We start from the raw sequence: 15,196 nt of genomic DNA on the forward strand, positions 1-15,196 counted from the left end.
AATGAAGGAGTGCTGACCGTGACCGAGCCGCAGGTGTGGACCCTCATCGCCGTGTTCGCCGCCGGCATGTTCGGCATGATCACCGTGGTGTCGACGATGTTCGTGCGCGTGGTCCGCGCCGAGATCGGACGACTCGACACGAAGTTCGACCTCGTCAACGCCCGGCTCGACAATCTCGATCGCGACGTGCAGGCCCTCGTCAAGCACACCTTCGGCATCGACCGCGGCTGACTCGGCGTATCAGAGCCGTGCCTGCGACCTCTCGATAGGGCAACGGCGCCGCACCGTGCGGCGCGCCCGTCGAGAGGACCACTCCCATGAGCGCTGCCGGCACCTTCGCCTTCCTCGTGCACCCGCGAGCCCGACTGAGCGAGGACCTCGCCCGCGTGTGGCGTCCGCTCGGCGCCGTCCCCGAGCCGATCTACGACGTCGCGCTGCGCCGCCTGCCCGTGCCGCCGGTCACGATGGCGGGGGTCTCCATCGGCGGCGAGCGCGTCGGCCACGTGGTGCTGGTGCCCTTCGGCGCCCGCCACCTGCTCGCGCACGTCGACGAAGGACGCCGCCGCGTCTCGCGCGCCGTCGATCGCGCCGAATCGCTCGGCGCCGACGTGGTGGGCCTGGGTGCGCTCACCGCCACGGTGACGGCCGGAGGTCTCACCCTGCGCGGTCGCACCGGCATCGGCGTGACCAACGGCAACGCCTACACCGCGGCGATCGTCGACGATCAGGTGCGCGCGGCCGCCAGGCGGCGCGGGGATGAGGCGCGACGCATCGCGATCGTGGGCGCCAGCGGCAGCGTGGGATCAGGACTCGCGCGGCTTCTCGCCCGCGACCCGATCGCCTCGCAGCTCCTGCTCGTCGCGCGTTCGGCGCCGAAGCTCGAGGCGTTCGCGGCGAGCCTGCCCCGCGGCATCCATGTCTCCACGGCGGTCTCGATCGACGCGGTCGCAGACGCCGACATCGTGGTGCTGCTCACCGCGTCGGCCGACGCGCTCCTGCGGCCCGAGCACCTCGCCCCCGGTGCGGTCGTGATCGACGGAACGCAGCCGCGCAACACCTCTCCCGACCTCGCCGAGGCCCGCCCCGACGTGACGGTGATCGACGGCGGAATCGTCGCGATCCCGAGCCTGCGGCTCGTCGGCGGCGATATCGGCCTGCCCGACGGGCGATCGTACGCGTGCTTCGCCGAGACGGCGATCCTCGCCCTCACCGGGCACACCGGCCACTTCTCGATCGGCATGCCCGACCTCGCGCAGATCGACGAGATCCGCGGCCGCGCGGCCGACCTCGCGCACCTGGGCTTCCGTCCCGCGCCGCCGACGAGCTTCGGCCACGCGCTCGCGCACGCCGAGGAGGTGCCCGCGTGACCCGCATCGTGCTGCTCGGCGGCGGCTACGTCACCCTTCACGCGTATGCGGGCCTCGTCCGGGGGCTCCGCTCGCGCGTGCGCCGCGGCGAGGTCGAGATCGTCGTCATCTCGGCCGACCACTCCCACCGGTTCCATGGGTTCACGGGCGAGCTGCTCGCGGGCGACATCCGCCCTGACCGTCTCGCGACCCCGCTCGCCGAGGCGATGCCGCTGGCCCGCATCGAACGCGGCGTCGCGACCGCGATCGATCCCCACGCGCACACCGTCACCTACGAGGGGGATGCCGGTGAGCGCACGCTCGCCTACGACCACCTGGTGGTCGGCACCGGCGCGCGCGAACCCGTCGCGGCGGTGCCCGGGCTCGCCGAGCACGCCCGCACGCTGCGCGGTGTGGACGAGATCGCGGCGCTGGGCGACCACGTGCGCTCCACCCGATGCGGCGAGGTCGTCGTGATCGGCGGCGGCGTCGCGGGGGCCGAGATCGCCGCGGCGATCGCCAAGCGCGGCCGGCGCGTGACGCTCGTGCACTCCGGCGACCGGGTGCTCGGCGCGTGGGACGACCAGCCCGCGCTCGTGGGAGCGGCCGCGCGGGATCTCGCCGACGCGGGGGTGACGCTGCGCCTCGGCGTGCGTGTCACCGAGGCGGATGCGACGGGCATCGCACTCTCGGACGGCACGCGGCTGCGTGCCGACACGATCGTCGCGGCCGTCGGCGAGCGGCCCGTCGTCGTGCCCGGGCTCGATGCGTGGCGCGACCGGCGCGGCCGCCTCATCACGCGCCGCGACCTCGCCGTGCGCGCCGGCGTGTGGGCCGCGGGCGACGCCGCCGCCGTGGTGCACCCGGTGACCGGGCTGCTCGTGCCGGCCGACGCGCTGTGGGCGATCAAGGGCGGCGAACACCTCGGCCGTCAGCTGGCGCGCGTGGTCGCCGGCCGCGCCCCGCGGCCCTTCCGCTACCGCGGCCTCGGCCGTGCGGCCGCGTTCGGTGTGGGGCGCGGCATCGCGGAACTGTACGGCATCCCGTTCACGGGCCGGATGGCGTGGATGCTGCGCCTGACGTTCTTCCTGCGCTTCATGCCGTCGCGCTCGCGCGCGGCCGGCGTGGTCGCCGACCTCGCGGCGGCCGTCGCCCGGTCAGTGCGCGACGCTCAGGCCCAACGCCGGCACCACTCGTACATGACGACCGCTCCGGCGGCGCTCGCGTTGATCGACCGCGTCGAGCCGAACTGAGTGATCTCGATGACCCCGGATGCCGCGGCGAGCGCCTCCGGAGACAGACCGGGGCCTTCCTGGCCGAACAGGAGCACGCACGCCTCGGGGAGATCGGCGCGATCGAGCGGCGCGGATCCGTCGACGTTGTCGATCGCGAGGATCGGCAGTCCCTCGGCATCCGCCCACGCGGCGAAGGTCGCGACGTCTTCGTGATGGCGCACGTGCTGGTAGCGGTCGGTCACCATTGCGCCGCGGCGATTCCAGCGGCGCCGCCCGACGATGTGCACCTCGGCGGCGAGAAAGGCGTTCGCGCTGCGCACGATCGAGCCGATGTTCATGTCGTGCTGCCAGTTCTCGATCGCGACGTGGAAGGGATGCCGCCGCGTGTCGAGGTCTGCCACGATCGCCTCCATCGTCCAGTACCGGTACCCGTCGACGACGTTGCGCGTGTCGCCGTGCGCGAGCAGATCGCGGTCGTAGCGGTCGTCGTCGGGCCACGCGGCCTCTCCGCCGGGCCACGGCCCGACGCCGTGGGGAAGCACGGGCTCCGAAGCAGTCACCCCGCCACCGTATCCCGCGCGCGAATTCCGAGGTTTCGGTCCTCCGAAATATCGCGTACTCTTTCGGCATGCCGAAAGTCGTCGAGGGGATGCGGATGCCAGGCACTTCCGCCCAGGGGGGTTCCGGTGCCGGCCCCACGGCACCGGTGCGAAGCGAGCGAAGCTTGCGCCTGGCATCCGTCCCTCGAATCGCCTGGCTGATCGGACCTGCGCTCGTTGCCGGGGTCGCCTATCTCGACCCCGGCAACGTAGCCAGCAACATGACCGCGGGCGCGCTGTACGGGTATCTCCTGGTCTGGGTGGTGGTGCTGGCCAACGTGATGGCCTGGCTCATCCAGTACCTGTCGGCCAAGCTCGGCATCGTCTCCGGGCAGAGCCTGCCCGAGGTTCTCGGCCAGCGGATGCGGAGCGCCTGGGGGCGTCGCGCGTACTGGCTGCAGGCCGAGCTGGTGGCCATGGCCACCGACATCGCCGAGGTGATCGGCGGTGCGGTCGCACTGTGGCTGCTGTTCGGCGTCCCACTCGTGTGGGGCGGCGTGATCACCGGCGCCGTGTCGATCGGACTGCTGCTCGTGCAATCGCGGGGCGGGGCGCGGGCATTCGAGGTGATCGTGATCGGCATGGTCGCCGTGATCGCCGTGGGCTTCACGTTCGGCGTATTCCTCGGCCCGCCGGAGCCGAGCGGCGTCCTCGGCGGCATGGTGCCGCGCTTCGAGGATGCGGGATCGGTGCTGCTGGCGGCATCCATCCTCGGCGCGACGATCATGCCGCACGCCATCTACGCGCATTCGGCGCTCGCGCGCGACCGGTTCGCGCCGCGCCACCACCGTGTCGGCGACGTGTTCGACCAGGCCACCGGCGCCCGCGTCCCCGCGCCGCTGGAGCACCGGCGTGGAATCAGCACCGCACGGCTGCTGACCGCGACCCGCTGGGACGTCACGATCGCGATGCTCATCGCCGGCACCGTGAACCTCTGCATCCTGTTGCTGGCGGCCGCGAACCTCGTCGGCGTCCCCGGCACCGAGACCCTCGAGGGCGCCTACGCGGCGCTGCGAGACGGGCTCGGCCCGGTCGTGGCGACCCTGTTCGCCGTCGGTCTGCTCGCGAGCGGCCTGGCGAGCACGTCGGTCGGCGCCTACGCCGGGGCCGAGATCATGCACGGGCTGCTGCGCGTGCGCGTGCCGCTGCTGGTTCGCCGCCTCGTCACCCTGCTGCCGGCGCTGGCGATCCTCGCGGTCGGCTTCGACCCGACCCTCGCGCTCGTGCTGAGCCAGGTGGTCCTCTCGTTCGGCATCCCCTTCGCGCTCATCCCGCTGGTCGTGCTCACCGCGAAGCGCGAGGTTCTCGGGCCGTTCCGCAACCGGTGGATCACCACGGCCGCCGGCGTCGCGGCATCCGTGTTCCTCATCGCGCTCAACGCCCTCCTGCTCGTGCTCGTCTTCACGGGGGCGTGACCGGCTCCGGCGCGGCGGCCTGAGCGCCGCCGGTACCCTGGGACGGTGGCATCCCCCGCGGTCGACGACTACCTGAAGACCATCTACCACCACACCGAGTGGCAGAACGAGCGCATCACGCCCTCGCAGCTGGCGGGGGTGCTCGGGCTCGCCCCGTCGAGCGTCACCGAGATGGTGAAGAAGCTCGCCGCACAGGGCCTGGTCACCCACCGCCCGTACGGCCCGATCGGGCTCACCGACGACGGACAGCGCCGCGCCGCCGCCATCATCCGCCGCCACCGTCTCATCGAGACCTGGCTGGTGAGCGAGTTCGGCTACGGGTGGGACGAGGTGCACGACGAGGCCGAGGTGCTCGAGCACTCGATCAGCGACCGCCTCCTCGAGCGGATCGACGAGCGCCTGGGCCGCCCGCGCTTCGACCCGCACGGCGACGCGATCCCCGATGCCGACGGCAACGTGGAGCGCGAGCCGTTCGTGCTGCTCGCCGACGCCGCCTCCGGCCACCGCGGACGGGTGCTGCGCATCAGCGACCGCGACCCCGAGATCCTGCGAGCGGCCGAGGCCGCCGGCCTCGCGGTCGGCGTCGAGGTGATCGTCGGCGATGCCGGGGCCCTCCGCGTCGCCGGCGACGACGCGGCCCTTCCCGCCGACGCCGCCGACGCCGTCTGGCTCACGGCCTGACGGTGCGCCCAGCTGTCTGAGGCCGCATTCAGCGCCGGCGCCGGCGCGCCGCCTTGCTCATCGGCCAGGGCACGCTCGCGCGCTCGCAGTGCTCCCACAGGCGCTCCCCGACCGCGGGCTCACGGGTGATCTTTGCCGGCGTGCCGCGCTTCGGCTCGCCGCGGGGGCCGAACTGCGGTCCCCAGAACTCCCCGCCGCCGATCGTGGGGTCGACCAGCGCGCGCACGAGCGACCACGCCCCGTGCTCTTTGGACTGGGTGATCGGCATCTGCAGGCTGTCGGTGAACCGCGTGCCGCGCGTGGGTTCGTTCACGTCGCGGATGCCCACCGTGCGTCCGCTCACCGAGTAGCCGGGATGGGCGACGATGCTCGCCACCCGCACGCCGGCGACCCGCAGCCGCCGATCGGCTTCGAGCCCGAGGGCCGTGGTGGCGATCTTCGACTGCGCGTATGCGCGCCAGGGGGTGTAGCCGGTGCGCAGCTCGGGGTCCATCGGGTCGTAGGGCGTGAGCTTGGTGGCGAGGCTCCCGACCCACACCATGCGCCCCGACGCCGAGGCGAGGATGGTGAGCAGCTCCGCCGCGAGGGCGAAGTGCCCGAGCACATTGGTCGCGAAGACGATCTCATGCCCCTCGGGCGAGGTCGTGCGCTCCTTCGGCGGATGCACGATGCCGGCGTTCAGCAGCAGCCCGTCGAGCTTCTTGCGGGACCGGATGGATGCCGCGGCTGCGCGCACCGAGCCGAGGTTGGCGGTGTCGAGCAGCATCGTCTCGATCGCGCTGGGATCGGCATCCACTCGCTTTCGCAGCGCCGCACGCGCGGACTGCAGACGCGTCGCGGAGCGCCCGGTCATGATCACGCGCGCCCCCGCGCCGATGAGCTGCTCGCACGAGAAATAGCCGAGCCCGCGGTTGCCGCCGGTGACGAGATAGGTGCGCCCGGACAGGTCGGGAAGCCGTCGAGGGTCCCACGCGTCGTTCGCCACGAGGATGAGACTACGCCCGGCGGCGCGCGCCGACGAACGCACCTAGGCTGTTCGCATGCGGACCCGTGCCGAGATCGAATGCTGGCTGACCGACATGGACGGCGTGCTGGTCCACGAGAACACCCCGATCCCGGGTGCGAGCGAGCTGCTCGACCACTGGCGCGACACCGCGACGCCGTTCCTGGTGCTCACGAACAACTCGATCTTCACGCCCCGCGACCTCTCCGCCCGGCTGCGCGCGTCGGGTCTGATCGTGCCCGAGGAGCGCATCTGGACCTCGGCGCTGGCCACGGCCGACTTCCTGCAGTCGCAGATGCCCGGGGGCACCGCGTTCGTCATCGGCGAGGCGGGACTGACCACCGCGCTGCACGAGGCCGGCTTCATCATGACCGAGACCGACCCCGACTACGTCGTGGTCGGCGAGACCCGCAACTACTCGTTCGAGGCGATCACCAAGGCGATCCGGCTCATCGGGGCCGGGGCGCGCTTCATCGCGACCAACCCCGACGCCACGGGCCCTTCGACGGAGGGCCTGCTGCCGGCGACCGGGGCGATCACCGCGCTCATCACCAAGGCCACCGGCCGGGAGCCTTACGTGGTCGGAAAGCCCAACCCCATGATGTTCCGCTCGGCGCTCAACCGCATCGGCGCGCACTCCGAGAACACCGGCATGATCGGCGACCGCATGGACACCGACGTGGTCGCCGGCATCGAGGCGGGCCTGCACACCGTGCTCGTGCTCACCGGCATCTCCGACGCCGCCGACGTGCAGCGCTTCCCCTTCCGCCCCGACGAGGTGCTCGACTCGGTCGCCGCGCTCCTTCCCGAAGAGCCCGCCGAGTCCGAGATGCCGGAGGGCGTCTGACGCGGACGCCGTCCGTCCGCATTCACGGGTAGGGTCGCCGGCATGGGAGCACTCGACGACGGCGAACGGGTCGAAGCGGTGGATGCCGCGGCCTGGCGCGCCTGGCTGGAGGAGAACCACCGCACGTCGACGGGCGCCTGGCTGGTGCGACCGCGACCCGGGTCGGGCCTCGAACTCGTCGCCTACGAGGACGCCATCCGCCAGGCGCTGTGCTTCGGCTGGGTGGACGGCCCGGTGCGCTCGTTCGACGAGGAGCGCGGAGGCCTCTGGTTCGCGCCCCGCCGCCCGTCGAGCGGGTGGGCCGCCACCAACAAGGCCCGCGTGATCGCGCTCGAGGAGTCGGGAGAGATGACCGATGCCGGCCGCCGCGCGATGGAGATCGCGCGGGCGAACGGCGCGTGGAGCATGCTCGACAACGCCGAGGCACTGCGGGAGCCCGCAGATCTCGCCGCCGCATTGGATGCCGCGCCCGTCGCTCGCGCGGCATGGGACGCCTTCCCGCCGTCCGCGCGCAAGCTCGGCATCGCGACCGTCGACATGGCCCGGCGGCCCGAGACCCGGTCCGCGCGCATCGCGAAGATCGTGGCCGATGCGGCCGAGGGGAGGCGGCCGTGATCAGCGGGGTCGAGCAGGCGCTGCTCTACGGTGTCTCGGCGATCGTGCTGCTGGGCACGACGATCCTGGTCGCGTGGCAGCTCTGGCAGCGCCGCGGCAAGGACTGATCGCTCGGGAGCGCGCTGATACGCCGAAGGCGGGCACGGCCTTCGGCCGCGCCCGCCTCCGCTCAGCGCCTTACGGCACCTGGTACAGGTCGAACACGTACTGCTCGACCTGGGCGCCGTGCGCGTCGACGCCCTCGACCGCCAGGGAGATCTTGCTGTTCACCGGCACGTCGGCCTGGTCGATCAGCGCCACCCATTCCCCGTCGCGCTCCACCACGGGCACATCGACCCACGACGGGCTCTCCCCGGGCAGATTGTTGACGTCCCACACGATCGGCGTGCTCGCCATGCGCACCGAGAGCGACGCCCACTCGCCCGGGTCGTAGCCGTCCTGACCGACCGAGCCGATCGTCACCTCGAACGCGCTGTCACGCGGCGCCCGGTTGAACTCGTCGACGGCGGCGTCGTAGCGCGGGAACACGACGGGCAGCGCCGCGATGGCCCCGTCGGCCGGTTCGTCGGTCGAGAACGAGAACACGGTGTACGTCGTGCTCGACAGGGGCGCAGACCCGAGCTTGGTGTTGATGATCCGCACCGACACGTCATGCGCACCCTCACCGACCGTGAGCTGTGCGTACGGGAAGGCCGCCACGCCGCGATAGACGCCGTCGACCCACACCGCGGTGTTGCCGACCTCGCGGAAGCCGGCGATCGCGTAGCGTCCGGCGACGGTGTCCTGCCACTGCGGGAAGCTGAACCCGATGAGCGTGCCCTGCCGTTCTGCGACACGTCCGGGCGAGCCGTCCGCGCGGTACAGGGTGCCGGTGCGGCTGCGCAGCTTGTACCAGTCGACCGAGGTCTCCTGGCCGGCCGTGTACGTGCGCTCCGGGTCGACCCACAGGGCGGCGGGCAGCCGGCTGGACTCGCTCGCGCTCTGCTGCCACGTCGCGCCGGCCGTGTAGTACGCCGTGCGCTGGGCGGGGGCGTTGACCGGGACCGACAGACCGACCAGGTCGGTCGTCCAGCCCGCGGGCCGCACGGTCATCACATCGAGCATCGCGAGCGGACCGAGCTCGCCGTGCCACGACTCGGTGACGGTGGCCAGGTCCTTCTCGCGCACGACGTGATTCTGTGCGGCATCGATGCCGTGCTCGGTGGCGAAGACGAGGTTGTAGATGTACGGGCTCGTCGCGATAGAGGTCGAGGGATCCACGCCGCGCATCGTGACGGCGAAGCCGAACTCGCCGTCCTTCACCCGCGCGGTGGGGGTGACGAACAGGTCGGCGCCGGTCGTCGACAGGTACGACTCGACCCCCCAGCGATCCCAAGACATCTCGGTGCCGAACTGCGAATCGACGATCTTCATCGGGCGGGGCGTGTCGACGGTGATCGGCACGGCGTCGCGCGCATCGAGCGTGACCTTCGTGGTCGACCCGGTGATCTCGAGCTCGGGGACCGACACGTAGGTCCAGGTGCGCTGGCCGTCGACGGTCGTGCGTACGTACGCACCCACCGTGTACGTGCCCACGCGGAGCTCCTCGGTCGGGATGCCGGACGCCAGCGACACCAGCCCGCGGGCCGGAGCGTGACGGTCGACGAGATCGAACAGGCCGACGCTCGCGGGGGCGCCGTTGCGGTCGATCACCTCGAAATCGACGGTGGTGGTCTGCGGCGCGAGCCACATGCCGACGGCGGTCGTCGACGCCGTCTTCCCGTTCGCCGTGGCGATGACGCGGGCGCTGATCTCGCCGTAGGCATCGGTGGCGAGCGTGCCGACGTCGCCGCGCGCCGACACGGTCACCTCCACCGAGCCACCGGCGGGGATCGTCACCGTCTGCGGCGACACGCGGATGAGCGACGACGGCACACGTGCACCGTCGGCCCCGGTCACATCGTCGACGCGGAACGACAGCTGCACGGCCTTGGATCCGCTGTTCTGGTACGTCACCGGCGTCGACGCCTTCTGGTCGGCGCCGTGCGGCCACGCGAAGGTGCCCACCGAGACGCTGACGTCGGAGGTGACGGTCGCCGCGATGGCACCGGGAACCCACAGCTCGCCCGCGCCCTCTTCGTACACGGTGCTGGTCTCGCCGGTCTTCACGCCGGCGGCGAGCGCGCGCTTGATCTGATCGCCGGTCCACTCCGGGTGGGCCTGGGCGACGAGCGCCGCCGCACCCGCAACGTGCGGTGCGGCCATCGAGGTGCCCGACATGCTGCGGTACTTCACGCCGCCGGTTCCGTTGGCCCACGCCGAGACGATGTCCACACCCGGTGCGGAGATGTCGGGCTTGACGCGGTGGTCGCCCATCACGGCGCCGCGGCTGGAGAACGAGGCCACGTCGCCGTTCGCGTCGACGGCGCCGACGGTGAGCGCCTCAGGCGCGCAGCCGGGCGAGGTGACCGAAGTGCGGGTCGAGAGGTTGCCGGCCGAGATGACGAACAGCGCCTGGTCGCTGAGCGCCTCGACCGCCGCCTCGACGGGGTCCTCGCAGGGTGCGGGCACCTGGCTGCCGAGCGACATGTTCACGATGTCGGCGCCCTGGGCGACCGCCCACTCCATGCCCTCGATGATCGACGACTGCGATCCGCCGTTCGGGCCGAGCACCTTGCCGATGATGAGGTCGGCGTCGGGTGCCATGCCCACGCGGCTCACGTCGGCGGTGCCGTCCCCGGCCACCGTACCCGCGACGTGCGTGCCGTGGCCGACCTGATCCGCGGTCGCGCCCGAGCCGGTGAAGTCCTTCTCGGCGACGACGTGATCGGCGAGGTCGGGGTGGCTGCTGTCCCACCCGGTGTCGAGCACGGCGACCCGCACCCCCTCGCCGGTGTAGCCCGACGCCCATGCCTTCGGCGCTCCGGTCTGCTCGACGCCCGTGCGGGGGTCGAGCATGACCGAGGTGGATGCCGCGCCCGCCGCGGCCGGAACGACGGCCGGCTCCATGAGGGCGTCCAGCGCGATCCGCACGTCGGCACCGCCCGCCATCAGCGCCTCGAAGGCCTCGGCGGCGGACTCCTTGTCGATCGTCACGGCGGTCGCGTCGATGGACTCGAGCTCGGCAGTCGCCTCGGTGCCCTCGATGACCCCGACGGTGCCCGACACGATGACGGGGAGGGAGGTGCGGCCCGCGTCGTCGTAGCCCTGGCGGACCAGCCCGCTGACGTTGAAGAGCTCGAGATCGAGACGGTCGTCGCCGATGGCGTCGAGCGCGTCGACGGGGATCGCGTAGACGTCCCCCTCGACCGTGCGCGTGAAGACGTCGCCGGTCGATTCGCCGCCGGCGCCGCGGACGAACACGCTCTGGCCGCCATCCGCATCCGTGGTGAGGTACGCGGTGTCGCCGGTGATGAGGGTCACCGCGGTGCCGCCGGCCGAGGCGCCGCTGAGCAGCGCGGGAGACCCTGTGAGGGCGGGGGCGGCCGGGTCGGCGGCGACCGCTGCGGTGCCGGTCAGGCCGGCGCCGACCAGCGCACAGCCGGCGACGGTGGCCGCGAGCAGGCGTCGGGGTCGGGAAGAGCTCGGTTGCATGGAGTCACTCCTGGGGATCGGGGGATCCTTAGATCGTCCGGATCCGCCCCGGGAGTCGGCAACCCTCCGCAGCGGCGGGAATGCGCCATGGCACAGGCCCGCCAGCCGCGCGGGACTACTGGGGCGCGAGCCCCAGGTCGTCGAGGTCGATCGCGGCGAGCCACTGCAGGCCCTCCGCCTCGATCGCCGCCTGCGCGCCGGTCTTGCGGTCGACGATCACCGCGACGGCGACGGGCTCCGCGCCCTCTCGCCGCAGCGCCTCGACCGCCTTGAGCGCCGACTGACCGGTCGTCGAGGTGTCCTCGACCACGACCACGCGCTTGCCGACGACGTCGGCGCCCTCGACCTGGCGGCCGCGGCCGTGGTCCTTGGGCTCCTTGCGCACGACGAACGCGTCGAGCGGGGTCGGCGTGCGGGCCGACTCGTGCATCACCGCGTTCGCGATCGGGTCGGCGCCGAGGGTGAGACCGCCCACCGCCACGATGCCGTCGACGTCGCGGATGAGGTCGAGCATGATGCGCCCGATCGCGGGAGCTGCGCGGTGGTCGAGCGTCAGCTTGCGCATGTCGACGTAGTACGACGCCTTCTTGCCGCTGGAGAGGGTGAAGTCGCCGTGGAACACGGCTTCGGCCGTGATGAGGGCGATGAGGTTGTGGCGGTCGAGCTCGAGCTCGGGCGTGGACGCGACGGTCATGGTCTCGAGTCTATAAATCCTGGGATTCTTCACACGACTTCTCGTGCCGAAGGGGTTGCTCCCACCCTAGAGTCAGGACTCGAGTGTCCCGCCGCCGAGTCGCCCGACCCGCGGCATCCACCGTCAGGAGCACCGCATGACGCGCATCGGCATCGTCGCCGAACGACCCGGGGAGAACCGGGTCTCCGCCACGCCCCAGACCGTCGCCAAGATCCTCGCGCTCGGGTACGAGGTCGTCGTCGAGACGGGGGCGGGTGCGGCATCCACCTTCCCGGATCACGCATACGCGGATGCCGGGGCCGGCGTCGTCTCGAAGGAGGAGGCGTGGGCGGCGGCGGTCGTGCTGAAGGTCGCGCCGCCGACCGACGACGAGATCGCCCTCCTCGCCGACGGCGCCACGCTCCTCGGACTGCTGTCGCCGGCGCTGCGCCCCGATCTCGTCGCGGCACTGTCGACCCGCGGCATCACCGCGCTCGCGCTCGACGCCGTACCGCGCATCTCGCGGGCCCAGTCGATGGATGTGCTCAGCTCCATGGCGAACATCTCCGGCTACCGTGCCGTGGTGGAGGCGGCGCACGAGTTCGGCCGCTTCTTCACCGGTCAGGTGACCGCGGCGGGCAAGGTCCCGCCCGCCAAGGTGCTCGTCGCCGGCGCGGGCGTGGCGGGGCTCGCGGCGATCGGCGCGGCATCGAGCCTCGGCGCCATCGTGCGGGCCACCGACCCGCGACCCGAGGTGGCCGACCAGGTGCGTTCGATCGGCGGCGAGTACCTCGAGGTCGTCGTTCCCGACGAGCAGAAGCAGGTGTCGTCCGACGGCTACGCCAAGGCCACGAGCGAGGCCTACGATCGGCGGGCCGCCGAGATCTACAGCGAGCAGGCCGCCGACGTCGACATCATCATCACGACCGCGCTGATCCCGGGACGCCCGGCACCGCGCCTGATCACCGCCGACGACGTGGCGGCCATGACACCCGGCTCGGTCATCGTCGACATGGCGGCCGCCCAGGGCGGCAACGTCGCGGGGTCGGTGGCGGGCGAGCGCGTGGTCACCGAGAACGGCGTGGTCATCCTCGGCTACACCGACCTCGCGGGGCGGCTGCCGGCCCAGGCGTCGCAGCTGTACGGCACGAACCTCCTCAATCTGCTGAAGCTCGTGACTCCCGCCAAAGACGGCGTGCTGACGCTCGACTTCGACGACGTGGTGCAGCGCTCGGTCACCGTCGTGCGCGACGGGGCGACCACGTGGCCGCCGCCGCCGGTGACCGTCTCGGCGGCGCCCGCGAAGCCGGCCGTCGAAGCCACGGACGCGGCATCCACGGGACGAACACCCTGGCTCACGCCGGCCAGACGCGGCGCGCTCGTCGTGGCGGGCATCGCCGCGCTGTTCCTCGTCAGCGCCGTCGCCCCCGCACCGCTGCCGCAGCACCTCACCGTGCTGACGCTGTCGATCGTGGTGGGCTTCTACGTGATCGGCAAGGTCACCCACGCGCTGCACACACCGCTGATGAGCATCACCAATGCGATCTCCGGAATCATCGTGATCGGCGCGATGAGCCAGATCGTGGTGCCCGATCTCACGGTTCGGGTCCTCGCCGCGATCGCCGTGCTGCTCGCATCGATCAACATCTTCGGCGGATTCGCGGTGACCCGACGAATGCTCTCGATGTTCCAGAAGGGGGCGCAGCAGTGACCGGGGATCCGCTCGCCGCCCTCATCCTCGCCGCCTCGGTGGCCACCGCCGCCTACCTCGTGGCCGGACTGCTGTTCATCCTCGCCCTCGCGGGACTGAGCAAGCACGAAACGGCCCGGCGCGGCGTCGGCTACGGCATCGCCGGCATGGCCATCGCCCTGCTCGCCACCGTGCTCGCAGTGACGGGGACCGCGGCCGTGACGAGCCAGGACGCGCTCGGGTTGATCCTCCTCGTGGTCGCGGTGGTCGTGGGCGGTGCCATCGGACTGTGGCGGGCGCGCGTCGTCGAGATGACGGGGATGCCGGAGCTCATCGCCCTGCTGCACTCGTTCGTGGGCGCCGCCGCGGTGCTCGTCGGCTGGAACGGCGCCCTCTACGACACCGGGCTGGAGGGCGCGCTCGCCGACATCCACCACGCAGAGGTCTTCATCGGCGTGTTCATCGGCGCGGTCACCTTCACCGGCTCGATCGTCGCGTTCCTGAAGCTCTCGGGGCGCGTGTCGTCGAAGCCCCTCGTGCTGCCCGGCAAGAACGCCATGAACCTCGGGGCGCTGGTCGCCTTCGTCGCGCTGACCGTCTGGTACGTCATCACGCCGGAGCTGTGGCTGCTGATCGTCGTGACGCTGCTCGCACTCGCGCTCGGGTGGCACCTGGTGGCATCCATCGGCGGCGGCGACATGCCCGTGGTCGTCTCGATGCTCAACAGCTATTCCGGCTGGGCGGCGGCCGCGGCGGGCTTCCTGCTGAACAACGACCTGCTCATCGTGACGGGCGCGCTCGTCGGCTCGTCGGGTGCCTACCTCTCGTACATCATGTGCAAGGCGATGAACCGGTCGTTCCTGTCGGTGATCGCCGGCGGCTTCGGCATCGAGGCTCCGCGCGGCGACGACGCCGATCACGGCGAGCACCGCGAGGTGGATGCCGAGACCGTCGCCGACATGCTCGCCGGCGCCTCGACCGTGGTCATCACGCCCGGCTACGGCATGGCCGTCGCGCAGGCGCAGTACCCCGTGGCGGAGCTCACCCAGCAGCTGCGCGACCGCGGCGTGAACGTGCGGTTCGGCATCCATCCCGTCGCCGGACGCCTCCCGGGCCACATGAACGTGCTGCTGGCCGAGGCCAAGGTGCCCTACGACATCGTGCTGGAGATGGACGAGATCAACGACGACCTGCGCTCCACGGCGGTCGTGCTCGTGATCGGCGCGAACGACACCGTCAACCCGGCGGCCGCCGAGGACCCGTCGTCGCCGATCGCCGGGATGCCGGTGCTGCGGGTGTGGGAGGCGGAGAACGTCATCGTGTTCAAGCGCTCGATGGCCTCCGGCTACGCCGGCGTGCAGAACCCGCTGTTCTTCCGTGAGAACACGGCGATGCTGTTCGGCGACGCCAAGGAGCGGGTCGACGACATCCTGAAGGCCCTGTAGCGCGGCGCGGGACGGAGGAAGGGCCGGCGCCGCAGGGGCACCGGCCCTTCCTGTCGGTCGTCCCGCCGCCGGAG

The 15,196-nt window shown here is 71.9% G+C and carries 13 protein-coding genes; 9 read left to right on the forward strand and 4 right to left on the reverse strand.

From position 1 onward, the window contains the following. Positions 1–9: 9 nt before the first annotated feature. The 3 genes from HQM25_RS16520 to HQM25_RS16530 all read left to right on the forward strand — a co-directional run bounded on the left by HQM25_RS16520 (position 10) and on the right by HQM25_RS16530 (position 2,599). Positions 10–231 (forward strand): hypothetical protein, encoded by a 222-nt coding sequence (locus HQM25_RS16520; RefSeq protein ID WP_254359421.1) that lies wholly within the window; start codon positions 10–12, stop codon positions 229–231. 86 nt (positions 232–317) lie between these two features. Further along, on the forward strand, positions 318–1,367 hold the full coding sequence (locus HQM25_RS16525; RefSeq protein WP_172991230.1) for an NAD(P)-binding domain-containing protein: 1,050 nt from the start codon (positions 318–320) through the stop codon (positions 1,365–1,367). After that, entirely contained in the window at positions 1,364–2,599 is a 1,236-nt protein-coding gene (locus tag HQM25_RS16530; protein WP_172991231.1) for an NAD(P)/FAD-dependent oxidoreductase, read from the forward strand. Before HQM25_RS16525 ends, HQM25_RS16530 begins: the two co-directional genes overlap by 4 nt. Here HQM25_RS16530 and HQM25_RS16535 read toward each other — a convergent pair. Then, the gene (locus HQM25_RS16535; RefSeq protein ID WP_172991232.1) at positions 2,518–3,141 is read right to left on the reverse strand and encodes a TrmH family RNA methyltransferase; all 624 of its coding nucleotides are present in this window, start codon (positions 3,139–3,141) and stop codon (positions 2,518–2,520) included. The two genes, HQM25_RS16530 and HQM25_RS16535, sit on opposite strands and share 82 nt — an antisense overlap. Before the next feature lie 146 nt (positions 3,142–3,287). Between HQM25_RS16535 and HQM25_RS16540 the strand changes: the two genes are divergently transcribed. Both HQM25_RS16540 and HQM25_RS16545 read left to right on the forward strand, forming a co-directional pair. After that, positions 3,288–4,595: an Nramp family divalent metal transporter gene (locus HQM25_RS16540; protein ID WP_438803640.1), complete on the forward strand. Its 1,308-nt coding sequence runs from the start codon at positions 3,288–3,290 to the stop codon at positions 4,593–4,595. Between the two features lie 45 nt (positions 4,596–4,640). Beyond that, positions 4,641–5,276 carry a metal-dependent transcriptional regulator gene (locus HQM25_RS16545; protein ID WP_172991233.1) on the forward strand — a complete coding sequence of 212 codons (636 nt, stop codon included), beginning with the start codon at positions 4,641–4,643 and terminating at the stop codon, positions 5,274–5,276. A gap of 28 nt (positions 5,277–5,304) precedes the next feature. Here the strand turns inward: HQM25_RS16545 and HQM25_RS16550 are convergent, their stop codons facing one another. Next, the gene (locus tag HQM25_RS16550; RefSeq protein ID WP_172991234.1) at positions 5,305–6,261 is read right to left on the reverse strand and encodes an SDR family NAD(P)-dependent oxidoreductase; all 957 of its coding nucleotides are present in this window, start codon (positions 6,259–6,261) and stop codon (positions 5,305–5,307) included. 55 nt (positions 6,262–6,316) lie between these two features. Between HQM25_RS16550 and HQM25_RS16555 the strand changes: the two genes are divergently transcribed. Together HQM25_RS16555 and HQM25_RS16560 are read left to right on the forward strand one after the other, a co-directional pair. Continuing rightward, entirely contained in the window at positions 6,317–7,126 is an 810-nt protein-coding gene (locus HQM25_RS16555) for an HAD-IIA family hydrolase (protein WP_172991235.1), read from the forward strand. A gap of 42 nt (positions 7,127–7,168) precedes the next feature. Continuing rightward, positions 7,169–7,741 carry a YdeI/OmpD-associated family protein gene (locus tag HQM25_RS16560; RefSeq protein WP_172991236.1) on the forward strand — a complete coding sequence of 191 codons (573 nt, stop codon included), beginning with the start codon at positions 7,169–7,171 and terminating at the stop codon, positions 7,739–7,741. A gap of 177 nt (positions 7,742–7,918) precedes the next feature. Here the strand turns inward: HQM25_RS16560 and HQM25_RS16565 are convergent, their stop codons facing one another. Both HQM25_RS16565 and pyrE read right to left on the reverse strand, forming a co-directional pair. Continuing rightward, positions 7,919–11,314, reverse strand: a complete 3,396-nt coding sequence (locus HQM25_RS16565) for a S8 family serine peptidase (protein ID WP_172991237.1) — start codon at positions 11,312–11,314, stop codon at positions 7,919–7,921. 115 nt (positions 11,315–11,429) lie between these two features. Then, positions 11,430–12,008, reverse strand: a complete 579-nt coding sequence (pyrE, locus tag HQM25_RS16570) for an orotate phosphoribosyltransferase (RefSeq protein WP_172991238.1) — start codon at positions 12,006–12,008, stop codon at positions 11,430–11,432. Positions 12,009–12,144: 136 nt separating this feature from the next. Here pyrE and HQM25_RS16575 point away from each other — a divergent pair, with 136 nt between their 5' ends. Both HQM25_RS16575 and pntB read left to right on the forward strand, forming a co-directional pair. Further along, a complete protein-coding gene (locus HQM25_RS16575) occupies positions 12,145–13,698 on the forward strand; it encodes a Re/Si-specific NAD(P)(+) transhydrogenase subunit alpha (RefSeq protein ID WP_172991239.1) in 1,554 nt (517 codons plus the stop codon). Next, entirely contained in the window at positions 13,695–15,122 is a 1,428-nt protein-coding gene (pntB, locus tag HQM25_RS16580; protein WP_254359422.1) for a Re/Si-specific NAD(P)(+) transhydrogenase subunit beta, read from the forward strand. The genes HQM25_RS16575 and pntB overlap by 4 nt, the downstream gene beginning before the upstream one ends. Positions 15,123–15,196: the final 74 nt, after the last annotated feature.

The sequence above is a fragment of the Microbacterium hominis genome, from assembly GCF_013282805.1.
In the GTDB taxonomy this organism is placed as follows: domain Bacteria; phylum Actinomycetota; class Actinomycetes; order Actinomycetales; family Microbacteriaceae; genus Microbacterium; species Microbacterium hominis_B.